This is a genomic window from Coleofasciculus sp., from assembly GCF_046539235.1.
GTDB lineage: Bacteria > Cyanobacteriota > Cyanobacteriia > Cyanobacteriales > Coleofasciculaceae > Coleofasciculus.
This window is the reverse complement of record NZ_JBKHHI010000008.1, coordinates 28,828-48,545: the sequence shown is the minus strand read 5'-3', so window position 1 is coordinate 48,545 and position 19,718 is coordinate 28,828. Positions and strand designations below refer to the sequence as shown.

The window sequence follows — 19,718 nt, the reverse complement described above, 5'->3', positions numbered from 1 at the left end:
CCATCTTACCAGTTTATTTCCACCAGCCCAATTAGTATAATGTTTCTTGGCTTGATCCAACTCAATTTAGTCTGTTAATGTTAATCCTCGACTCATGACTCTACCGCCAGAACTGATTACCCTGGCAAGCTATATGGCTGGTCAATTTGACAACCAACAACAGGCGTTGGCTGAACCAGTCTGGTATGTTCACTTACACCTCTGGCAAAGACCCATTCCCTTATTTAGCGAAGATAGCCTCACCCTCTTTGCCGAACAAGCACCGATTACTAACCTCGATCGCCCCTACCGTCAACGGATTCTGCGGCTGTATCAAAGTGACCAATCCTCCACGGGGTTACAGGTACAGTATTATCAGATCAAAAACCCAGACGCCGTTCGCGGTGCAGGTTGCCACCCCGAATTGTTGCAGCAGCTTACCCGCGAAGATATTATAGGTTTACCCGATTGCCGTCTGAACGTGCAGATGCAGCAAATTGGTTTCAATAATTATGAATTTACCACCACTTCAGCCAGCGATCGCCCTTGTCGCTTTAGTTATCAGGGCAATAATTACCAAGTCTCTCTCGGCTTTGAAGTAACAGCCGATGAATTTCGCAGCTACGATAAAGGCATTGACCCTAGTACCGGAAAAACCACCTGGGGAGCCTTACTCGGTCCATTTCGATTTACCAAACGCCAAGACTTCGCTGGGAAACTGCTAATTTAATCGGTTGAGTTGCTGATTGGGTGGGGACTGTTCTCCTGTACAGGTTGTTTGGGAGTGAGTGAACGACCTACACTTTGGTATGAATTCCTTGCGTCAGGTTGCCATACTCCGAGGTACACCTTCCAAAGCTTCCTGCTCCGTTTCAAAAATTTCAAACACGGAGTCCATCATCGTCACTTCAAACACCAGTTTGGCTTCGGGATGGACATTACAGATGCGAAAGCTACCTTTGACCTTATCCGCATCGCGCATACCCGCGACTAGAGAGGTTAAACCCGAACTGTCAATAAAGTTAACCTGACTGAGATTAACCACCACATGGCGGCTGAGTTTGGAAATGCATTCTTGTAATTTCAGGCGAAATTGCCAAGCTGTGGTAATGTCCAGGCGTCCAATTGGTGCCAAAACAATAACTGTTGTACCATCTTTCGTCGTGTGTGTTTTTTGATCAATATGAATCATATAAAGACCTCCTTGAGCAGCAGTAGCTCCCCTTGACATCACAAGAGGAGCCATACAGGGTTTGGGTATCAATTCCGTTACTTAGGCGTTGGGTGAATTGTTGTTTCAACAAGTAACTTAATTGGGCAACCTACGCTACTTATCCATTACAGAAGACTTACCCAAAGTTCCCCAAAACTGGATATCCTTGGGAGTACGGGCTTGGTTACCAAGCTCCTACGGTTCCTGCTTCATTCTAGCCGTGATGGCACTTAACCAGTCCACAGGCTTAACATCGGGTTTAACTCACCTAGTGGGCTGACACAGCTAAAATTGTGGAATAGATTTGACGTTTAAACCGGGCGCAAGGATGATGCCCCTACAATTCTAATCCACCAAATAAGGTGTGCCACGCCACTATAAAGATTGCCATGGTGGTTTTTGCGTTAGCAATCTCTTCTGTATTGTACATACTCTCAAGTTAGGTCAGGACAAAGTGGACGCTATTTTTGTGCCAAATTTTGGTAAAGAGTTAAAACGGTGGTCAAGTATTTTCGCCAAACCCTTGTGAGAGTAGCGATCCAGAAAATTTTTACCCACAACTTTAAGCTTGCCAGTGTAGTTTCCTGTTTGGAAAAAACATTGTGGATGAATAGGTGAGGTGAATGGTGATAGGTGTTAGGTTTTTTAGCCGACACCCGACACCCGACACCCTTGCTCAACCGAGCTTTTCGCTCTAAGTTGACACCAATGCACTGCCCACCCGCCAAAAATTTAGTACCATTCGATTTAGGTTGAAGGAGTCCAGTTAGTCCAATCTTGAGGTTTGAGGAAAGTTTCGTACAGTTCAGCCTCTGGTGTATTCGGTTCGGGTTGGTAGCCATATTCCCAACGCACTAAGGGAGGGAGAGACATGAGAATCGATTCGGTACGCCCGTTCGTTTGCAAGCCAAAGATCGTTCCTCGGTCATACACCAAGTTAAACTCGACATACCGACCCCGACGATAAAGCTGGAAATTGCGTTCGCGATCGCTATAGTTCATATCCCGCCGCCGCTCGACAATTGGCACATAAGCTGGCAAAAAGGAATGACCGCACTCCTGCACCCAGGCAAACAGTTGTTCCCAGGTTCGGGGTTCTACCGCCCCCAGTTCCTTGCTATAAATGGCTGCTGCTTTTTCTGGGTGGGGACCTTTATACAATTCCCCGGTTCCGTCTTGATAGTCAAAAAACAGTCCGCCAACGCCTCGTGTTTCTTGACGATGTTTGAGATAGAAATATTCATCACACCAGCGCTTGAATACCGGATAGTACTCGCCGTGATGATTGTCACAAGCGGCTTTTAGGGTTTTATGGAAATGAGCCGCATCTTCGCCAAAGGGGTAGTATGGCGTTAAATCGGCTCCGCCACCAAACCACCAAACGGGTCCTGCCTCAAAGTAACGATAATTTAAGTGAACCGTAGGGATATAGGGACTGCGCGGATGTAGCACCATGGATGTACCCGTGGCATAGAAGCCATGACCTGCGGCTTCTGGACGTTGGGTTAAAATCGAGGGCGGTAGCTGATTTCCCCATACTTCAGAAAAATTAACACCCCCCTGTTCAAAGACAGCGCCATCCCGGATTACCCGAGAACGACCCCCGCCTCCTTCTTCCCGCTGCCAAGAATCTTCCTGGAACTGACCCGCACCATCAAGTTCTGCCAAGGACTCACAAATAGTGTCTTGGATCTGTTGCATGAATTGCTTCACTCTATCCCTAGAGTCAGTGGCAGGTAAGGAACGATTAGGATTGGTGGTCGGTGTATGAGCTGCGGTCATAATTTCAATAGTAAATACAGTATTACCTAAACCTGAAGGCTATGGTTAGGCATTTTAAGGGTTCTAGGCTCTATTTTAAAGGTTTATGGTGTCAACTATGCCAACTAATTGCTAAGTAGTCGGACTTTCATTAAAGTCGGGCGGTGGGGATGAGGGAAAAAGGAAGGGGCAATAGGGAACAGCAAGGATTTGAGGCTGGTTAAGATTTCTTAGGACAGGGGACAGAATTTATGTCCAGGTACTTAGCAATACCGTGTCTTGCCGAATTAAGATAAACAATGCTGAAGCGTCGCGATAGGAGGCGTGCTGTGATCCTAAATTTTTCCTTTAAGCTAATCGCAGGTCAAGAGGGGCTTTGGTGCAAATTTTCCCTCTTTCGGACTTATCGCGCCCTCAGTAATGCTCCAGTGGATGTTCTGTGGCAAAAATTAATCAATTTGGCAGATGTCTCCTGGAATCCTTTGCTCTGTAGTACAAATGCACCGAGAGGCTTAATCCCGAAACCGGGCTTGATTTACCAAGTGGTGACGCGCTTGATTCCGATTCCGGTACGAGTGTTTGTCGAACGGGTATTGCCCGGTGAATTAATTAGCGTCCGGATGCTGGCAATTCCGGGGGTGGAAAATCGAGTGACATATCGGGTGGAGTCAGGCTTGTGCGGGACGTATGTGTCCTTTTCGGTGACGATGCGGGGATGGTTATCCCCCTTACTATGGTGGTTTATTCGCCCCTATGCTGCCCGTGTCGCAGCTGAATTAGCTCAAGCGGCAGAACAGGGAGTGGTTGTTTAGAGGCGGAGATGGGGAGAGATAGGGGAGAGGATGAACCATGAACCATGAACCATGAACCATGAACCACGAACAATGAACAATGAACAATGAACCATGAACCATGAACCATGAACCATGAACAATGAACCATCAAAAATGAATGAGCAATGACCTGTAACCTATTAAGATGAATGAAGATGCTTGTCCCAGCACATTGTCACCCTAGGAACTTGTCCTGATTATGGTTGATACCCATTCAGTTTTAGACGTACTACGCCCCGTGCAAGACCCTGAACTGCAAAAGAGTTTGGTGGAATTGAATATGATCCGCAACGTGAAAATCGACGGCGGGACGGTTAGCTTTACACTGGTGTTAACCACACCAGCCTGTCCGTTGCGAGAGTTTATTGTGGAGGATTGCCAAAAGGCGGTGAAGCAGCTTCCGGATGTGGAAGAGGTTGTGGTTGATGTGACAGCAGAGACACCGCAGCAGCAATCGTTACCCGATCGCCAAGGGATTGATGGCGTGAAAAATCTGGTCGCGATTTCCAGTGGTAAGGGCGGTGTGGGTAAAAGTACCGTGGCAGTAAATGTGGCAGTTGCCCTCGCCCAGACGGGAGCCAAGGTGGGTCTGATTGATGCCGATATTTATGGACCCAATACCGCCGCGATGCTAGGATTAGCCGATGCCAAGGTGATGGTGCAACAGGGTCCTCAGGGAGAGGTACTCGAACCTGCCTTTAACCACGGCATTAAATTGGTGTCTATGGCATTTCTGATTGATCCCGATCAGCCAGTGATTTGGCGCGGACCGATGTTAAATGGTATTATTCGCCAGTTTCTGTACCAGGTGAATTGGGGAGAATTGGATTATCTGATTGTGGATATGCCACCGGGCACCGGAGATGCTCAGTTGACCTTAGCCCAAGCTGTACCTATGGCTGGGGCGATTATTGTCACAACACCACAAAATGTTGCCCTGTTGGACTCCCGGCGCGGTTTGAAGATGTTCCAGCAATTGGGGGTTCCGGTATTGGGCATTGTTGAGAATATGAGTTATTTTATTCCACCGGATCTGCCTGATCGCCAGTATGATCTGTTTGGATCAGGAGGCGGCGAAAAAACTGCTCAGGAATTAGGGATACCCTTACTGGGGTGTATTCCCCTAGAAATTAATCTGCGGCAAGGGGGCGATCGCGGCTTACCCATTGTCGTGGCTGAACCGGAGTCGGCATCAGCTCAAGCACTGATCGCGATCGCCAAGGCGATTGCGGCAAAAGTGTCTGTTGCTGCCCTAAGCCGCCATTGAACTAGCCGAGGATTTGATCAGGGATGATCCAAAATAGTTGGGAAAAATTCCTGAACAGGGTATCTTGAGAGCGCTAATTGCTAGAAACGTCAATCGCATTCCCCAACGATTATGTTCCAAAAGTCATTGTCCCGTACCCAAATGCGCTGGCTTATGTTCCTGAGCCGATGGCAGGAACTAGACTGGCAGCTATTATTTGTTACCATAAGTCTCACCTTCCTCGGTGGGGTAATGATTCGCAGCGCCGAAATGAATGAGGGGCTAACCGATTGGTGGTGGCACTGGCTCATTGGGGGTATTGGTTTAACGCTGTGTCTACTCATCGCGCGATCGCGTTACGAAATCTTACTCCAATGGCATTGGATGGTTTATGCGGTGACTAATATCGCGTTGTTTGCGGTGATGATTATGGGGACGACGGCAAATGGCGCACAACGGTGGCTGAATATCCTAGGCTTTCACGTTCAACCATCGGAATTTGCCAAAATTGGCTTGATTATCACCCTCGCCGCGATTATCCACTGGCAACCTGCTTCAACATTAAATGCGGTATTTCGCGTCTTAGCCATTGCGGCAGTTCCCTGGCTATTTGTATTTTTAGAGCCAAACTTGGGAACCTCATTGGTATTTGGTGCGATTACGATGGGAATGCTCTATTGGGGAAATGCTAATCCCGGATGGCTAATCCTATTCATGTCTCCCATCGTTTCCGCGATCATGTTCAATGTGTTTTTGCCCGCGTGGTTTGTCTGGGTAGGAGCGATGATGCTGATTGGTTGGCGGACTTTACCGTGGTCTTTCTTGGGTGGAATTGGGGCATTGGTTGCCAATGCGATTTCAGGGGGATTAGGAAACTTGTTGTGGGGATTGCTTCAAGATTATCAAAAAAACCGACTGATTCTTTTCCTAAATCCGGATAAAGATCCCTTAGGCGGAGGATATCACTTGATTCAGTCTCGAATTGCCATTGGCGCAGGTCAACTCACGGGAAGAGGACTGTATCACGGGACGCAAACCCAACTCCAATTTATTCCGGAACAGCATACCGACTTTATCTTTTCTGTCATTGGTGAAGAACTCGGGTTTATTGGCTGCTTATGCGTCTTATTTACCTTTTGGCTATTGTGTTTACGGTTAGTGATTATTGCCCAAAATGCTAAAGATAACTTTGGCTCACTATTGGCAATTGGTGTCCTATCGATGATTGTGTTTCAAACCGTGATCAACATCGGCATGAATATTGGTTTAGCCCCGATTACTGGGATTCCACTACCGTTGTTAAGTTATGGGCGATCGGCATTAATAGCAAACTTTTTAGCCATTGGATTAGTGGAATCGGTTGCCAATCACCGACACCGATTGAAGTTTTAGTTATTCGTCATTGGTCATTGGTCATTTGTCCTTTGTAAGGGTAGGACTTTGGCAAATGCTCTATATGTAGGGTGTGTTAGCGTAGCGTAACGCACCTTGACTAATATATAGGGTTTAGCTGCGTAAGGTTTGAGGACAAATTAGCTAAACTATCAGCTAGCACATTATAGTAAGCTGAAGAGATAGAGATTTAGGGGTAAAAATTGATGATTCTTCCTGGCTCAATTGTGCGCGTTATCAACGGCGATGACACTTACTACAAATTTGAAGGGATAGTCCAGCGTATCGGTGATGGAAAAGCAGGTGTGCTGTTTGAAGGCGGCAACTGGGATAAAATTGTCACGTTCAATTTATCGGAACTCGAAGAGGTGAACTCTAAAGGCAAAAAATAAACAGATCCTGTGACCTTTGACCAGTTATAGCGAACCAAAATGATTCGTGAACCAGAATAGATTATTTTAAACAGGGGAAAAAGACGGTTTTTATTACCTCTGTTTCCGGTTTAATTCTCTTGTGTGTTCACGTTTCATTAAATCTATATATAAACAAAAAAATAGCCAATGCAGCAGCAGATTTTGTAAAAAATGACAGATGACAAATGACAAAGGACTAAACTATGCGTCTTCCTTTACCCCAGTTTACAGCTGGAGAACGCCCGGATAATCACATTGCGGAAGTCATAGAAACGGCAACTACAGAATTTCTGGCACAATGCCTAGAGCCAGAAGACTTGAGTTTTCCTGTCATGCCACCTTTTGGCAGTTGGGTCAAATCCGTTGATGAAGAATCGGGAAATCAGGTTATGGCAGTCGTTTATCATGCCACAACTAGCCCGATTGATTCAGTTCACCGGGCTGTCGCGTTGGGATTGTCACTGGCAGAATTGCGAGAGCAACAACCACAGATTTTTGCCATGCTGAAAACGGAGTTTCGGGCGGCGATTGTGGGGTTTATACCGCCTGGGGAGGGAGATAATGGTGACCAACCCCCTAGAGGACGAGCCTATCAATATTTGCCTCCTCGTCCGCCGCAAATTCATCAAGCTGTCTATCAATGTCAACCAGACGAGATTATTTACTTTAGTGAACAGTTAGATTTTTTACGCACCCTTCTCTTAGTCACTGGAGCGCCAGTGGAAGCGTTAACGGCGGCAGCGATCCGAGAAATCTATCAAATTCGTAAGGGCGATCGCGACTGGTTAGTTCAAGCAGGGCGAACCTTAAGTGTTTTACTCAAGGATGATTATGACCGTTTGCGGTATATTTTGAGTCAACTGCATTGGTAAGTAGGTAGGCATCATAAAACCCAGACTCCGCACTTCATAATGTAGCACGATGGGTTACAGAGTTGGCTCCGGGAACACTAAGCATAAATACTCACTTTACTGATGGCTGATACCTTGAGATAATTAGCTAGTTACCTATGACTATTTAACCAAGACATTTAAGATAGAAGTAAATTTTAATCATGCAGACATGACATCATTTGTATAAATTCTGTAAGCGGTGGCTTTGGCAATGGCGCGGCGTTTGGATAGTTACCCCAACGGTTACGGGTTTGATCATTCTCCTGCGGTGGACTGGGATGCTGCAAACTTGGGAATGGACAGCTTATGACCAATATATGCGTTGGCGTCCTTCTGAACCCTTGGATCAGCGAATTGGGATCGTGGGGATTGATGAGGCGGATGTGAAAAAAATTGGGCAACTTTCTCGATCTATTCTTCCCGATCAGATTTATGCCCAAGCTATTGCTAAACTAAAAATCCATAACCCTAAAGCCATTGGACTGGATGTTTATCGGGATTTACCCGTACAACCGGGTCATCAGGAATTAGTCCAAGTCTTTGAAACAACCCCCAATCTGGTGGGGATTGAGAAAGTGGTTGGCGATAAGCGCCAGGATGCTGTTGCCGCCCCCCCAGGGTTGAAAGCTAAAGGGCAAGTGGGCGCTAATGATGTCATCTTTGATGCCGATACTAAAGTCCGACGGGCACTGTTACAAGTTGAAGATGCCAATGGAAATGTGATTCCCAGTTTCGGATTTTATCTAGCACTTCTCTATCTTGATGCTCAAGGAATTAGCCCCAAACCAATACCAGGCGAACCCAATACCTGGCGGTTGGGAAAAAGCACGTTTTCTCGCTTCCAAAAAAATGATGGGGGTTATGTCCGCACGGATGCTGGTGGCTACCAAATCTTATTAAATTATCGAGGGAGCAAGGAACACTTTGAAACGATCTCATTGCATGATCTTCTAGAGGATCGTATCCCTCCCGATTGGGGACGCGATCGCATTATTCTGATCGGCTTTGTCGGAGAGAGTTTCCAAGACTGGATTTTTACGCCCTACAGTAGCAGTTGGTTTGCTTTGCCCGAACGCATGTCTGGGGTAGAATTACATGCCAATATTACCAGTCAAATTCTTAGTGCGGCTTTAGAAGGACGCCCCCTGATTCAAACTTGGTCTCAACGGCAAGAAAGCCTGTGGATTTTTTTCTGGTCTACTGTAGGCGCTATTATAACCTGGCAGGGACGCTATCACAACAAAAGGCGACGGATCTGTGTACAACGATTTTTGGGGCTGATCCTGGCAGGGGGTATCCTGTTGGGTAGTACTTATGGGGCGTTTTTAATCGGGTGGTGGATTCCTGTAGTTCCGCCTCTTTTGGCTTTATCAGGTTCAGTGGTGGCGATTACCAGTTATCTTGCCCATCAAGTGGGTAAAATCCGCGAAACCTTTGGACGTTATCTCACCAATGAAGTTGTTGCGAATGTTTTAGAAAATCCTGAAGGGGCTAAATTAGGTGGTGAACGGCGCACGATTACTATATTAACGTCAGATTTAAGAGGGTTTACTGCCCTGACTGAACGTTTAATGCCAGAAGAAGTGGTGAATATTCTCAACTTTTATTTTGGCACGATGACGGATGTGATTACTCAATACCAAGGAACAATTGATGAATTTCTTGGGGATGGAATTTTGGTTTTGTTTGGTGCGCCGACGCTTCGTGAAGATGACGCCCAACGCGCGATCGCTTGTGCCGTGGCGATGCAGTTGGCGATGACATCGGTCAATGAACGCATGAAACATCTGGGTTTATCTCCGTTAACTATGGGCATTGGGATTAATACGGGGGACGTTGTAGTTGGAAATATTGGGTCATCGAAACGAACAAAATATGGAGTAGTGGGTTCTCAGGTTAATTTAGCCTATCGCATCGAATCCTATACGACAGACAGTCAAATTCTTATCTCTCAGTCTACTCTAAATGCTGCGGGAACTTGGGTGAGAATTGATAGCAAGATACTGGTTCAACCTAAAGGATTACCCGAACCTATTCCCATTTATGAAGTGGGGGGAATTGGCCAACCTTACTACTTGTTTTTAGCTAAACCTGATGAGCAATTTCTGCCGTTGGTTGAGCCGATTCGTTTACATTACACTTTTTTGGAGGGTAAGCATGTCAGTGATCTGTTTTTTCGGGGGAGTTTAGTAAAACTTTCTGCCAAAGGTGGCGAAATTAGCTCAGAACAAGTCATGACTCCTTTGACGAATATAAAGATAAATTTACAGGTTGATGATAGGTTAATTTCGGTAAGAGAAGATATCTACGCTAAAGTGTTAGATAAGTCCAGTGATGCTGATTCGTTTTATATTCACTTCACATTTTTGCCGCCGAATGTAGAAGCTATGTTATCTAATCACTATAAGTTATTGCGCCAAATTCAAAACGAAAATCAAGAATAGCGCTCTTACAGCAGATTTCAGGTTGATGAGGTACAGGCTCAATTAAGATCCCCGACTGCGTAGGATAGGAGTTGTCGTGGCTCTGTCTGTTTACAAAAAGCTGATCTAAATCTAAAAAATAGGTGTTCGCTTAAGAATTGGGGTAGGCTTGCCTAAGTAAAACCCTTGGGCATAATCCACACCTAACGCCTGCAAGCGTTCCAGAATCGCCACATTTTCCACGTATTCGGCAATAGTCTTAATTTGCTTCGCCTTCGCCATTTGTACAATAGCAGAGACAATCGCTTCAGAGATAGGATTCTGCACCACATCCCGCACAAACATACCATCAATTTTGACAAAATCTAACGGTAATTCCTTAAGATAGGCTAAACTGGACATGCCTGTACCAAAATCATCCAAAGCAAACTGACAACCCAGGTTTTGTAAACGCTGGATAAATTGCCTGGTTCTGTCTAGGTTGATTAAGGCTACCGTTTCAGTAATCTCAAAGACTAAACTGCTGGGGGGAACCGGATAATTCATCACGGCATTTTCCAGGAAGTCGAGGAAGCTGTCATCATTGACACTGGAACCAGAAAGGTTAAACGCAATAATACACCCACAATAATAATCCCTTGCCCAACAGCCCATACATTTGCTAGGGTGGTAAATGCCACTGAAAAAGGATTCCAGAACCCAACGATCAATAGATGGCATTAATCCTGATTTTTCGGCACAGGGAAGAAAGTAATTGGGTGGGATAATCCTACCATCTTGTCCCACCATTCGGATTAAAATTTCATTGTGAACATGACCCTCGTCTCCGTGAAGGAGAGGGAAAATCGGTTGAAAGTATAAGCAAAACCGATCTTCTATAAGGGCAGTTTGTAAGGCTTGACGACTGGTTGATTCTTGACAGAGATTTTGTTGCACATTTTTCACCTCAAATTTGCCACCTGCTGCTCTTTACCTAAATACTACCAGAAAGGTGGTTTGAGAACAGGTTATAGGGATAAAGCTTGACACTCCCCCTTTTAGAAAAAGGGGGATTCTGCGGAACTCACATTCCACATATCCTGAGAAAACAGTTCTAATTGTCTTCCCAGGTTCCCAGGCACACGACGTTTACCCTTGCGGGTGTCGTGTTTTCTCCTTTTAGGCACTGTTAATTCAGCACTGGGCGTTTCAAACAGATTTAACTGCTTGGGTTTCCCACAGTCCGTGGGTACCTTAATCAAATTCAAACTGTATTCAACAACGGCTTTGTGCTTAATGTTTCGTGCCGCCTGCTTGTCCGCATGATCGAAATGTCCACACTCGGTACAGATAAACCGTTCTCTATCCCGGTTGGCTTTATCGATATGACCACAGGCACTGCACTCTCTGGACGTGTCCCGTGGGTTCACCTTGAACAAGACCTTTCCTGACTTTGCAGCCACGTACTGAATCTTTTCAATCAAATTTCCCCACGAGGCATCTGAAATAGAACGGTTTAATCCCCGTTTAGCTGATTGACCATTGGGCAAAAAGCGTCCTGTCCCTTTCTCTAACTTAGGCTTACATCGTCTCACCATTCCTTGAATGTTGAGGTCTTCTACTACAATAGCGTCAGCTTTCTTTACCAGTTTATTGGCAACCTGCCATTGGTAGGCGTTTCTGCGGTTAACAATTTTACTGTGCAGTTTGGCTACTTCAGCAACCCGTTTTTTTCGGTTAGTAGAGCCTTTTTTGGCTCGACTGACACGGCGTTGGCGAATCAATTGAGTTCGCTTGGTCTTCCGATTAGTGGCAAACCTGGGATTGGGAATATCACTTCCGTCTGAGCAATGTACCAACTTAGTTAACCCCATATCTAACCCGACCGCCGTTTTAACCTCGGAAGTGGGGCGGGGCATAAGCTCTGGAATTGACTTGTCCTCCAGGCGCACACTTATGAACCATCCATCGGTTCGGCGACGAATTGTAACGCTTCTAACGGCAAATCCAACGGGAATAGGGCGGGAATTGAAAAAGCGCATCCAGCCAATTTTAGGCAGATAGACCTTGCTCCCTTTGAACTTAACCCGACCCGGCTTATACTCAAACGACCGAAAGTTACTGCGGTTTTTGAATGCCGGAAAACCCCGCCCATCAAAGAAGTTTTTATAGGCAGTATTCAACCGAGCAATGTTACGTTGCAGTACGTCCGAGTCGATTGACTTGTACCAAGGACGAGCAGCTTTCAGGTCTACCAGTGCGGCATCTTGAATTGTGCCCGCATTGCGTTTTTTACCGCTATGGGTCCAAGGATTCCCTGTTGCGCCATTTTTAACGATGCAGCAGGTTAAAGGGTAAGCCTCAGCCTTAGTCCTTAGACTGCACCATCCTCCCTGAATGAACTGCTGATGATAGGTTTCAATCCGGTCAGCCAAGCACCAGTTATAGGTACTCCGAAGCATATTAAGCCACGATTCCATCTTGGCAGACTGGCTGCCAGATGGACGTAGTTTGTAGACGTAGCTTAAAATCATGGCTAATACGCTATCATTGTTGGTATACTAACAAAAAAATACTCAATATGCCATTCCAAAAGAGAAATAAACTGGGAGCTAAAAAATTTCTGTCCAAACCGTTGGACAAGCAGCCTATATGCTTCAAAGGCTACGAGGGGCAAAAAGCGCAGCTTAAAGCCGTCCCCAACTGGCAAGGACGACTAAGGGAGTATGTTTATCAGCTAATAAACGAAGGCGAATAAAGAAAGCCGTGTCGAACTTCATCCCCCGACTGAAGTACGGGGGCTTCCGTTCTCCCGCTCTTTATCTGTGAATGAGGGGCGAAACAAACTGATGTAGCAATTCTCAATGAGTTATGGAATCTTCTGTTTCCAGTTAAGCGTTCCTTTGACTCACCAAAATATTTACGACTCAAGTCGAATCGCTATTGGTTTATTGTTGGGATAAGCGTTTAACGGTTGCACCCCCTAAGCGCTGATCCGCATCTTCCAGTAAAATAGGAATTGTATCAGCATGGGGACTTTGGTGTAAACATGCCTGAAGATTGATTTTTTTGATTTGATTGGCTTTAGCACCTGGAAACCAGTGTCCTGCATTGGTTAAGAGGTTGTAACGCATTTTAGCATATTCAACCATATCATAAGCGATCGCTAAATTTCTCAGCCACAAAATTACTGGGATATTCACACCGCCAGGGGTTTCCTCGTGGCTGGGTAAACCGATATGCCAAGTTTTGAACCAGTCTTCACCCAGGCGTGCGATCGCGGCGGCTTCTAATCGTGCCACAATCGGGGGTAATATTTCATCAACCTGATCCAATAATTCAACGGCTTTCAAATGTTCATCAAAATCACTAGGGCGAGATGCACCTAAACTCAAGGTATGCACCTGGGGATGAGACAGGCAAAATAAATCATTAAATACCATTGGACTCAAAGGTTGACAAAGTTCAACTAATCGCTGTGGCGGTTTATACAGCATTCCCCCTTTATCCGACGGACTAATAATAAAAACGCCCATATCGTGACGAGTTGCGGCTTCAATTGCCGCCCAATTAAACTGATTGATATAGTACCAGTGCAGATTTACATAATCAAACTGATCCGTCTCAATAGTTTTGATAATTAAATTAGTATCACCGTGGGTAGAAAAGCCAATAAACCGCACTTTTCCTTGGGCTTGTAACTGACGCGCCACATCCATACAGCCCCCAGTCCGAATGCTATCATGGAGCAATTGCGGTGTGTTTATGCCATGAACTCCCAGCAAATCAACATAGTCAAGTTTCAGGAATTTCAAGGATTGCTCAAACTGACGCCGAAATTCTTTGGGATCTGATTTAGGACTAATTTTTGTCTGGACAATTAATTGGTCACGGGGGAATTTGGGCAAAATTTTGCCTAATTGCATTTCTGACGTACCATAACCTCGCGCCGTTTCAATATGATTAATGCCGACTTCGATCGAGCGACGAATGGTTGCTTCTAAGTTGCTTTGATTATCTTTAGGAATTAACCAGGCGGGCATATCTTTCCACTTGAATTGGTATCGCATTCCGCCACAGGAGAATACTGGCATTTGTAGTTCAGTGCGTCCAAATCGTCTGTACTGCATCATAAGTATGATTAGAAGTTAAGTGCTTGAATGGTGAAGTTTAGACCTATTCTCACTTTAGCCAAAATCAAAATATCTAGCAGTTCGTAGTCGGCACTTTAGCGCCTCTGACTGGAGGACTAAAGTCCTCACTACAACCTAGGATGGGGGCGCACTGGCGCTTTACTCATCAGACACGCTTCACGGCTATCAACTGAAAACGGAACATATTACAGCGTTTTTCACGTTTATGGAATACAAAATTGTATCGGCTTACTTTTCAGCGCAATCATCGTCTGTAGTCTACTAACTTGAAAACTGCTGTAAGTAGTCGGACAAAAGAAAACGGGACTGTATTAACTTTTGTAAATCACTCTCAAACCCTTACAAAGGACGTAGCTTGTTTCTCAGGGGAAGCGAGTATGACAATCTCAACCGTTAACTTTAATTGTGTCCACCCACTTAAGTAGTCAGACAAAAGAAAACGGCACTGTACTAAGTTTTGTAAACAAGCCTCAAACCCTTACGAAGGACGAATGACAAATGACGAATGACGATCTCCACCGTTAACTTTAAATGTGTCCACCTACTTATCACCTCTTTCCCAGGCTTAAGCCAAGCGATCGCGAAAATATTGTTGATACAATTGACACCTAGGCGTACAATCATTGCCAAATAGTTTTACCAGTCCCATACTGTTTAATTTAAACGCTTGTTGAGAGGGTAAACGTACTGGCTGAGATGTCATCACTACTGCTTTCATCGCGTCCAATAATTTTGGATAGGTTTGCAAATTCCACAAATGGCGGCGCAAATGATCACTATAAATTCCGGCTTCCGTGGGCGCAGTTTGCTGGATGTCCTCTAATGTCATATCCTGACGAGCAATATGATAAAGTGCCAGTCTTACTAAATAAGGATGTCCACCGACTAACCTGACGAGAGAGTCTACCCTTTCAATCGACCATTCTAAGCCATGGCGTCTAGCTAACTCCATCACCTGTTCCTGATTAAACTCTGGCAACTCAATCGGTAATCCCACATTAAAGGGCGATTTATTCATATCCAAGGGAACATATACTTCCGTAGAATGTACCACCACTAACCGAAATTTCTGCCAAATATCGCGCCGTTTTGCCTCCTCATGCAATGCCCGTAATAATCCAAAAAAGTCATCGGCAATTTCCGGAGAGGCAAAGAGGCGATCCACTTCATCTAATCCTAATGTCAATGATGTAGAAATATGGGGCAGTAAATACTGCTCAAAATAGGCTTTACAGCTTTGATTGCTGCCAATCATATCTGCTAACTGGGCATATTTTGCCAGTTGATCGGGATCGAGTCGCCCCAAGGCTAAACTCACACTGGCACAAAACCATTCTAAGAATGTATTAGAATTTGCCAATATCCGCTGATTTGCCAGTTGTAAACTTAAGGCTACGGTTTGAGAACCCTGCTGTTCTGCATGATGCAGAATTCGCGCCATTAACGAGGTTTTTCCCATTTGTCGCGGGGCTTTAATTCGGATTAAGGAACCCGGTCGAGTTATAGTTTCATAACAAACCGATTCAATGGGCGGGCGATTGATGTAAAAGGTAGAGTCAAGATCAACTTGTCCTTCGGGTAATTCCGGTGCAGCGACAGGGAGGGGCGCATGGAGAGAGGTGCTATTTTGCTGTTGGGGAGTCAGTTTACTCCAGGAAATCGCCAATTGATGATCAGTCGGTAAAGTGGTGCGCCCTTGGCTGAGAACCAGGAGAACCTCTGAGGCGAGAATTGTGGGATCATCATGACAACGCCAATGCCAGGGTTGAGTGCCTTGGAGATAGCCGAGTAAATCGAAAGGTAAGGGCGTACTAATGCCATTTCCATTCTGACAAACGTCCACTAAAATCGGCAAAATTGCGGGTTTTTGCGGCGTGATATGGTGTAATGCTTTAGCCAGCCGAACTTGTTCGAGTACCATTTCGCTAACGGCGGTGGTTTGGGATAATAGCAGCAGCAGGTAATCGGATAGCTTTAAATAGTTATCCAGGGCGGTATTCTGCTGTGCCAAAAACACGTCATGACCCGCTTGACAAATTGCCTGTTGTATTGTTTGCGTCAGATTAAAATGAGGCGGGTATCCACTCATCAGCACTTTAGCTCTGATTTCCCGTACCTCCAAAGCGGGAGATGGAGTCTCCAAATCAGCGATATCCCGCCATTCCTGCCCTAATGCAGCGCACAGTTCCACGAAATTGATATAATCCACGGGTTTGCCGTTGAGGAAGTTGCTCACGGTGGATTGGGAGATACTCAAGGCTTCAGCCAAAAGCTTCTGACTGGGAAAGCCATTTCGCAACAGGGACGATTTAACGCGGGAAACAGAGTGAGAGTGAACTTGGAGCGATCGCGGCATTGTTTAAACCAGCTTGTGATCCTCATTGATCATAAATGCCAATCCCCGTAAAAGTCGATAGGAGAGACGGTTTGCGGATTTTTGGGGAGGGATGCGATCGCAAAGCTCATAGAACACGGCTTTAACTGCCCCAGCCCTAACTGACAGCCAAACTAGGAAAACAAAAAAAACGATACTCTAAGGAAAAGTATTTTTCCCTAGAGTAGATTGTTGCTAAGAACTCTCGTCCTAGTTTTCAGAGACTACGACAAATTCTTGTTGCGCTTGCGTAAACCTAAAGCACCCATCAACCCTAACGCACCTAAACCCAGAGTAGTTGCCGGTTCGGGTATACCTTCTTTCTCTAGCTGGAAGTCAACCCCATCACCAGTCCCAGGTTCTGTATTTTCACCTAAGTCAAGGGTGAGCATACTCACATTTGTGAATGTCTGCTCATAAATATTCATATCTGGGCCTGCAGGTACAACACCCGAAACACTGTCAAAGATACCATCAACAATGAAGCTAGTACCACCTTCCAATTCAGTATCAAACCAGCGAACCGTTAAGGTTTCCAGGGTTTCATCAAAGTTGAACTTGAATGTACCGACTTCTAATTGCCCATTTTCCTTTAGAGGTGTAACACCATCTGCCATCATCGCAGCTGGACGGAACCAATAACCTTCTTGCGGAGTACCCCCATCAGACGGTAAAAACTGTACAGCACCATAAGTATTCAGAGTGCCCGATTTGTCAACAAATAGGCGGCTCTTCGTTCCAGTCGAATCATCAACTAGACTTTCGATACTACCTATCAAGGGAGAAAGGGTTAAGTATGTACAAGGATCGCCAGTTTGTGAGGACGGTGATAAACAAGCACCTAAGCCAACATCAACCTCGCCTTCCTCCTGCGGAACCAACGAAAGAGCTGAAGCAGATGGCGCCATAAACCCTGTAGCTACTGTAGCCGCAGCGACGAGTGAGGCAATTGTACCAGTATGGCGGAAAAAAGTGGAAATTTTTTGAGTATTCATGGAGATGCTCTCCTTTTGTTGTTGCACTAAATTGACTTGAAATGTTACAGGACTAAAACTCAATAATACTGTTGGTTAATAGGGGGACAATCTTCAACTAGCGGAAGGCGGAGAAAAATATGTCGTTGTTTATACTAAACTTGACTATATTTTTTAAGGTGAGGGAGCTGACCTCTAAGTGACCAACAGCACATTCTGATTCTAAACAGGTCTGTTTTTATCTGGTCATAATTTAATTCTAAGGGCAAACCTGTTCAGCGATCGCCTATGATCAATATTTTCATTCAATCTTTAACTATTCCTCCTACTATTCGGCTTTATTGTCAAGCTTGTATAAAGTTTAGGATGGATTGGTCACGACGCTAGACTTTTAGCAATAAAATTTTATATTGATTGGGTACAAAGCTCATTTTTTATTAAAAAATATTAATTTTCTGATACTCTGCTAACGCTGCCAGCAGTACATTGACTAAAGGATGATCAATCAATTCTTTTAATACCTCAGTCTGCACGCCTTTTAAGCCTTCAACGACGGAAGCTTTCAATATCGGATTCTGCTCAATCCTCTCTAGCACCTCGATCACCACCCGTTGTTTTTCCAGAGGCGTATTCGTGGGATAGGTTTGATCGAGCTGCTGGAGTAACTTTTGAATTTTGGTCGCAGTATCAGTCAGTCGTTGCTTTTGTTCTAGGGTATAAGCGGGTGCGATCGCAGAATTTCCAGACGGACAATTTTCCAGGGACTCACCCGGATTAGACGGGTAAGGCGTGAGGGGTTCAACTAACCGTCTTGCCTCTACATTAATCGTTTGACCAGGATTCACGGTTTTCTCCGCCAACCGTGGCAGAATCTCAGTTAAGTTGGCACTCTGCTGACGATAGGTAGCCACTTGCTCATATTTCACCTGTAACTGATAACGATAGTCTTGATCAATCACCTCAAGTTGGGCATCGTACTCGCGATTCAGGAAATGCTCAACCTCCAACCGATTGGCATCGATAGGAATGGCAATCCGGATGGTTAATACCCCATCAGGGCGATTTTCTAAGGATTGAATCGTGAGGATGTTACTCCCATCCTGGGCTTGACAGGCGTGAAAGGCGGCAAAGAATGCTTGCCAATCAATACCATTGCGGAAAATTAAATTAACCGTCTCTAAGGGAACTTGAAAAACCCTCGTGAATTCTCCCGGGGCAAATGTTCCCTGATGGGGACGGCGTTCGTGTTGATTTGTTTGTAAGTAAACATACTCACAAATCACCTCAGCTAAATTTGTCCCGCTATTGATGTGCCAGTCTTCCAGACAGGTGGCGGTGAATATGGCTTGGTGAAAATCGGTGTTGAAGGCTTTGCAGCGTTGTAAGTTGACGCTCCGCAGATTGGCTTGAGAGCAATTAGCACCCTTGAGATTCGTCCCCCTCAGGTTTGCACCGACAAGGTGGGCACCACTGAGATTCGCCCCACTGAGATTCGCCCCACTGAGATTGGTTCCACTCAGTTTAGCGCCAATCAGTTTTGCCCCCACTAAATCAGCACCACTGAGGTTGGCTTTACTCAAATCAGCACCACTAAGATAGATGTTATTCAGGTTCGCACCAATGAGATTGGCACTAATTAAGTCAGCATTTCTGAGATCTGCCGCTGTGAGGTTTGCACCGATCAAATCCGCCTCACTCAAATATGCCTCACTCAAATAGGCTTCACTCAGGTTTGCGCCAATCAGATCCGCTTTACTCAAATCTGCCTGACTTAGATTTGCCCGACTCAAATCCACGCCACTGAGTTTTGCCCCTTTGATGGCAACGCCCTTGCCCGTAGCAAAGCTGAGATTGGGTCGGATATCCGGGTGGTGCGCTTTCCACGCATTCCATACCTCCACCCCTTGCCTGAGTAAGGCAAGATAGTCTTCATTCGTCTGTGGAGACATAAAATCGTTAGACAAGCTCCGCTTTACGCATCCGTTATAGATGGAAGAAACACAATTAACTGAAATGCTTCCATAATAAGGGTTTGGTGAATGGGTTGCCTAGAACTATGCCAATGTACAGGGTGTTAGATAATT

16 protein-coding genes are annotated in these 19,718 nt (G+C 45.4%); 8 read left to right on the top strand and 8 right to left on the bottom strand.

Features of this window, described 5'->3' with window-relative positions:
• Nucleotides 1-94 precede the first annotated feature (94 nt).
• On the top strand, nucleotides 95-709 hold the full coding sequence (locus ACLFWI_RS02065) for a CpcT/CpeT family chromophore lyase (RefSeq protein ID WP_446411515.1): 615 nt from the start codon (nucleotides 95-97) through the stop codon (nucleotides 707-709).
• A gap of 93 nt (nucleotides 710-802) precedes the next feature.
• On the opposite strand, the gene ACLFWI_RS02060 is transcribed toward ACLFWI_RS02065, so the two are convergent.
• Complete coding sequence (locus ACLFWI_RS02060; protein WP_006101536.1) at nucleotides 803-1,171, bottom strand: STAS domain-containing protein; 369 nt, start codon at nucleotides 1,169-1,171, stop codon at nucleotides 803-805.
• A gap of 121 nt (nucleotides 1,172-1,292) precedes the next feature.
• Here ACLFWI_RS02060 and ACLFWI_RS02055 point away from each other — a divergent pair, with 121 nt between their 5' ends.
• Entirely contained in the window at nucleotides 1,293-1,472 is a 180-nt protein-coding gene (locus ACLFWI_RS02055) for a hypothetical protein (RefSeq protein WP_446411514.1), read from the top strand.
• A gap of 467 nt (nucleotides 1,473-1,939) precedes the next feature.
• Here ACLFWI_RS02055 and hemF read toward each other — a convergent pair whose 3' ends face one another.
• Nucleotides 1,940-2,974 carry an oxygen-dependent coproporphyrinogen oxidase gene (hemF, locus tag ACLFWI_RS02050; protein WP_446411513.1) on the bottom strand — a complete coding sequence of 345 codons (1,035 nt, stop codon included), beginning with the start codon at nucleotides 2,972-2,974 and terminating at the stop codon, nucleotides 1,940-1,942.
• 308 nt (nucleotides 2,975-3,282) lie between these two features.
• Here hemF and ACLFWI_RS02045 point away from each other — a divergent pair, with 308 nt between their 5' ends.
• The 6 genes from ACLFWI_RS02045 (at nucleotide 3,283) to ACLFWI_RS02020 (ending at nucleotide 10,174) form a co-directional block, all read left to right on the top strand.
• Nucleotides 3,283-3,765, top strand: coding sequence for an SRPBCC family protein (locus ACLFWI_RS02045; protein ID WP_446349601.1), 483 nt, complete (start codon nucleotides 3,283-3,285; stop codon nucleotides 3,763-3,765).
• Nucleotides 3,766-3,985: 220 nt separating this feature from the next.
• Entirely contained in the window at nucleotides 3,986-5,053 is a 1,068-nt protein-coding gene (locus ACLFWI_RS02040) for an Mrp/NBP35 family ATP-binding protein (protein ID WP_006101590.1), read from the top strand.
• A gap of 111 nt (nucleotides 5,054-5,164) precedes the next feature.
• Nucleotides 5,165-6,424, top strand: coding sequence for a rod shape-determining protein RodA (rodA, locus tag ACLFWI_RS02035; protein WP_446411512.1), 1,260 nt, complete (start codon nucleotides 5,165-5,167; stop codon nucleotides 6,422-6,424).
• 206 nt (nucleotides 6,425-6,630) lie between these two features.
• On the top strand, nucleotides 6,631-6,816 hold the full coding sequence (locus ACLFWI_RS02030) for an NAD(P)H dehydrogenase subunit NdhS (protein WP_446408340.1): 186 nt from the start codon (nucleotides 6,631-6,633) through the stop codon (nucleotides 6,814-6,816).
• Nucleotides 6,817-7,040: 224 nt separating this feature from the next.
• Entirely contained in the window at nucleotides 7,041-7,709 is a 669-nt protein-coding gene (locus ACLFWI_RS02025) for an HAS-barrel domain-containing protein (RefSeq protein ID WP_446411511.1), read from the top strand.
• 200 nt (nucleotides 7,710-7,909) lie between these two features.
• Nucleotides 7,910-10,174, top strand: coding sequence for a CHASE2 domain-containing protein (locus ACLFWI_RS02020; RefSeq protein ID WP_446411510.1), 2,265 nt, complete (start codon nucleotides 7,910-7,912; stop codon nucleotides 10,172-10,174).
• A 111-nt stretch (nucleotides 10,175-10,285) separates the two neighbouring features.
• Here ACLFWI_RS02020 and ACLFWI_RS02015 read toward each other — a convergent pair whose 3' ends face one another.
• From ACLFWI_RS02015 to ACLFWI_RS01990, 6 genes are all read right to left on the bottom strand, one after another.
• Complete coding sequence (locus ACLFWI_RS02015; protein ID WP_446411509.1) at nucleotides 10,286-11,089, bottom strand: EAL domain-containing protein; 804 nt, start codon at nucleotides 11,087-11,089, stop codon at nucleotides 10,286-10,288.
• A gap of 101 nt (nucleotides 11,090-11,190) precedes the next feature.
• Nucleotides 11,191-12,666: an RNA-guided endonuclease InsQ/TnpB family protein gene (locus ACLFWI_RS02010; RefSeq protein WP_446411508.1), complete on the bottom strand. Its 1,476-nt coding sequence runs from the start codon at nucleotides 12,664-12,666 to the stop codon at nucleotides 11,191-11,193.
• A 414-nt stretch (nucleotides 12,667-13,080) separates the two neighbouring features.
• Nucleotides 13,081-14,262 carry an aldo/keto reductase gene (locus tag ACLFWI_RS02005; protein WP_446411519.1) on the bottom strand — a complete coding sequence of 394 codons (1,182 nt, stop codon included), beginning with the start codon at nucleotides 14,260-14,262 and terminating at the stop codon, nucleotides 13,081-13,083.
• A 589-nt stretch (nucleotides 14,263-14,851) separates the two neighbouring features.
• On the bottom strand, nucleotides 14,852-16,642 hold the full coding sequence (locus ACLFWI_RS02000; RefSeq protein ID WP_446411507.1) for an AAA-like domain-containing protein: 1,791 nt from the start codon (nucleotides 16,640-16,642) through the stop codon (nucleotides 14,852-14,854).
• Nucleotides 16,643-16,884: 242 nt separating this feature from the next.
• Nucleotides 16,885-17,655 carry an LEVG family PEP-CTERM protein gene (locus tag ACLFWI_RS01995; protein ID WP_446411506.1) on the bottom strand — a complete coding sequence of 257 codons (771 nt, stop codon included), beginning with the start codon at nucleotides 17,653-17,655 and terminating at the stop codon, nucleotides 16,885-16,887.
• Between the two features lie 416 nt (nucleotides 17,656-18,071).
• Nucleotides 18,072-19,583 (bottom strand): pentapeptide repeat-containing protein, encoded by a 1,512-nt coding sequence (locus tag ACLFWI_RS01990; RefSeq protein ID WP_446411505.1) that lies wholly within the window; start codon nucleotides 19,581-19,583, stop codon nucleotides 18,072-18,074.
• Nucleotides 19,584-19,718: the final 135 nt, after the last annotated feature.